Raw genomic sequence first — 3426 nt, forward strand, 5'->3', positions numbered from 1 at the left:
TTTCTTTTCGTGTATTTAAGTTCACAGGCAACCACCCAATGATCCACGATCCTCTTCGTCGTCAGAGTCAGATGGGTAAAAGATACAGGGGTGTTGCTGCGGGGCCGTCTTCAGCTGCGTCTGATGAGGTGGCTGGTGCCAGGCCGTCGTCGAATGCGACGTCAGCGGCGGCCGCCCGAGCGACATCGAATGAGGGCGTCGCAGCGGGCGCTTCCGCGGAGGCCCCATCGCGTGCGCCGGCCGTTGTCGCCGCTGCGCCGGCGCTGGATCCGCCGCCGTGGGACGTGCCGGAGCCGTCGGCTGCGGTCCGTTCCGGATCACCGGTCGTGGAGGCGCGTGCGCCTGTCGTCGATCCGGCGCCGTCGGCCCGCGCGGGCGCGGCTGCGTCGCCGTCGCGTCAGCCGACCGGCAGTGCGATGCCCGCTGCGGCGGCCGCGCTGGATCCGGGCATCGTGATCCCGGCGGCGCCGGCCGTATCGCCGGCCGCTTCGGCGTCACCCGCCGCGGCTGCGCCGTCGCCGGCGCCGGCACGCAACGCTGGCGTGGACAGCGGCAACCGCGTGCTCGATGCCGAGGACTGGCTGCGGCGCGTGGGCATGTGCGACCTGAAGGGTCCTGCGCGCGAACTGGCGGCGCATACCGCCTTCGTCGGCCATGCCGAGGGCGTGCTGACCCTGGCGCTGGACCCGGGCTTCGAATACCTGCGCACCGAGCGCTCCACCGGCGCGCTGGCCGAGGCGCTGTCCGCTTCGCTGGGCGCGTCGCCGCAGATCGTGATCCAGACCGGCCAGGCGCAGGCGGAAACGCTCAACCAGCGCCGCGACCGCGAGCGCGATTCACGCCAGAGCGCGGCCGAGGATGCTTTCCTCAACGATCCGGGCGTCAAGCGCCTGATCGAACAGCACGGCGCCCGCGTCGTGCCTGATTCCATCCGACCTATCGACGAGAACTGAACCATGCGCGGCAATATCGCCCAACTGATGCAACAGGCGCAGAAGATGCAGGAAAACCTGCAGCGCGCCCAGGAAGAACTGGCCCAGATCGAAGTCACCGGCAGCGCCGGCGGCGGCATGGTCAGCGTGACCCTCACCGGCACCAAGGAGTGCCGCAAGGTGCGGATCGACCCGAGCATCCTCGCCGACCAGGAAATGGCCGAGGACCTGATCGCCGCGGCGTTCAACGACGCGTCCAACAAGGTCGACGCCGAGTCCAAGGCGAAGATGGGCGCCGCCTCGGCGGGCATGCAGCTGCCGCCGGGCATGAAGCTGCCGTTCTGATGCGCAGAAGCCGCCGTGCGCGAAGGGGATCCTGCGTGATCCCTGCTGCGGCTGCCGGTCGCCCGTGACTTCGCACCGACAACGACCACACCGATGTCCGTCCTGCTCGAACAGCTGATCGAAGCGTTCCGCGTCCTGCCGGGCGTCGGCCGCAAGACCGCGCAGCGCATGGCCTACCACGTGCTCGAACGCGGCCGCGACGGCGGCCGCCGGCTGGCCGAAGTGCTGGCCGAATCGGTCGAGCGCATCGGCCACTGCAGCCAGTGCCGCGATTTCAGCGAAAGCGAAGTGTGCGCGGTGTGCGCCAGCAGCGGGCGCGATCGCCAGCAGCTGTGCGTGGTCGAATCGCCCGCCGACCGGCTGGCGATCGATACCGCCACCGGCTACCGCGGCCTGTACTACGTGCTGCAGGGACGGCTGTCGCCGCTGGATGGCGTGGGCCCGCGCGAACTGGGCCTGGACGCGTTGGCGGAACGTTTGGGCGGCGGTGAAGTGGTCGAGCTGATCGTGGCCACCAGCGCCACCGTAGAAGGCGAGGCCACCGCGCATTACCTCGCGCAACTGGCGCGCCGCCATGGCGTGCGCCCGAGCCGGCTGGCGCAGGGCCTGCCGCTGGGCGGTGAGCTGGAGTACGTGGATCGGGGAACGCTGTCGCACGCGTTTGGTTCGCGTGGGGAAATGCCGCTGTAGGGGGGCGGGCCGGGAGGTGTGCGACGGCCTCGGTGTCGCGGTCGTGCCCGCTCCTACAAAGGCCGTAAGTCGCGCGCGTCGAACCGCGATGTGCGGGGTACGGCCGAAGACGTTTGACCGCCTCGGTGTCGCGGTCGTGCCCGCTCCTGCAAGGGCAGTGCGTCGTGCGAAGAACGGCGATGCGCCGTGGGGGCGAACGGGGGTGTCGCGGTGTGGGCGGGGGTGTCTGGCCGCCTCGGTGTCGCGGTCATGCCCGCTCCTACAAAGACCGTGCGCGATGCATTGCCACGTAGACCCCATGTGCTTCACCCCCGACATCCCGCCTTGTAGGAGCGGGCACGACCGCGACACCGAGGTGGTCGGGCGCACCGGCATTCAACGCGACCTGCCCGGAGGATGCGCATTCGAACCTGCCGATCGATTCGCCGCGCTGGATTCCTCCACCACCGGCGATCCTCGCCGCCCATCGACACCTGCATCGCCGGCAATCCGGACTATCCTTCCCGTTCCGCTTCAGCCACCGGACGCCCCCCATGAGCGACACCCTGTTCGGCAGGATCATCCGCCGCGAAATCCCCGCCACGATCGTCTACGAGGACGAGGACATCCTCGCGTTCAAGGACATCGCCCCGCAGGCGCCGGTGCACGTGCTGTTCATTCCCAAGCACGAGGCGATCCCGACCCTGGACGACGCCACGCCGGCGCAGGCCGGACTGCTCGGCCGGCTGATGCTCGCCGCGGCGGCGTACGCGCGCAGCGAGGGCTTCGCCGAGGATGGCTATCGCGTGGTGATGAACTGCCGCGAACACGCCGGCCAGACCGTATTCCACGTGCACCTGCACCTGCTGGCCGGCGCGCCGCTGGGCCATTTCGGCACGCCGTGAGCGCGCCTGCCGCGCGTTGACGCGCCGATCCCCGCACCCGGATCCCGAAGCGACGCCCCAAAACACCGACGCCGAGGGCGTCCTGACGCCGAGAGCGCTCCGACGCAAAATGCGCCCGCCGCCAGGGTGCTTAGACGTCAAGTCCCGACGCCAACTGCTCCCGACGCCAGGTGCACCCCGACGCCAAGTGCCCCCGACGCCAAGTGCTCCCGACGCCAGGTGCTCCCGACGCCAAGTGCTCCCGACGCCAAGTGCCCCCGACGCCAGGTGCTCCCGACGCCAGGTGCTCCCGACGCCAAGTGCTCCCGACGCCAAGTGCTCCCGACGCCAGGTGCTCCCAACGCCAGGTGCTCCCGACGCCAGGTGCTCCCGACGCCAGGTGCTCCCGACGCCAAGTGCGCCCGACGCCAGGTGATCCCGACGCCAAGTGCGCCCCGACCCCAAGGCGCTCCGGAACCAGCAGCGCGCCGACCCCATGGCACCTGCGCCCCGATCGATAGCGTCCCGACCCCAAAAGCAGAACGCCGCCCTGGAGGCGGCGTTCTGCATTGCGATCTGTCTCTTCTACCCATCTC

4 protein-coding genes are annotated in these 3426 nt (G+C 70.0%); all 4 read left to right on the forward strand.

What is annotated here, in order from left to right:
* The first annotated feature begins 416 nt into the window (after nucleotides 1-416).
* The 4 genes from CSC65_RS16275 (at nucleotide 417) to CSC65_RS16010 (ending at nucleotide 2851) form a co-directional block, all read left to right on the forward strand.
* Nucleotides 417-953 (forward strand): DNA polymerase III subunit gamma/tau C-terminal domain-containing protein, encoded by a 537-nt coding sequence (locus tag CSC65_RS16275; protein ID WP_238390435.1) that lies wholly within the window; start codon nucleotides 417-419, stop codon nucleotides 951-953.
* A gap of 3 nt (nucleotides 954-956) precedes the next feature.
* Nucleotides 957-1277 (forward strand): YbaB/EbfC family nucleoid-associated protein, encoded by a 321-nt coding sequence (locus CSC65_RS16000; protein ID WP_162411583.1) that lies wholly within the window; start codon nucleotides 957-959, stop codon nucleotides 1275-1277.
* A gap of 93 nt (nucleotides 1278-1370) precedes the next feature.
* Nucleotides 1371-1967: a recombination mediator RecR gene (recR, locus tag CSC65_RS16005; protein WP_162411584.1), complete on the forward strand. Its 597-nt coding sequence runs from the start codon at nucleotides 1371-1373 to the stop codon at nucleotides 1965-1967.
* Between the two features lie 533 nt (nucleotides 1968-2500).
* The gene (locus CSC65_RS16010; protein ID WP_162411585.1) at nucleotides 2501-2851 is read left to right on the forward strand and encodes a histidine triad nucleotide-binding protein; all 351 of its coding nucleotides are present in this window, start codon (nucleotides 2501-2503) and stop codon (nucleotides 2849-2851) included.
* Nucleotides 2852-3426 lie beyond the last annotated feature (575 nt).

The organism is Pseudoxanthomonas daejeonensis (assembly GCF_010093205.1).
In the GTDB taxonomy this organism is placed as follows: domain Bacteria; phylum Pseudomonadota; class Gammaproteobacteria; order Xanthomonadales; family Xanthomonadaceae; genus Pseudoxanthomonas; species Pseudoxanthomonas daejeonensis.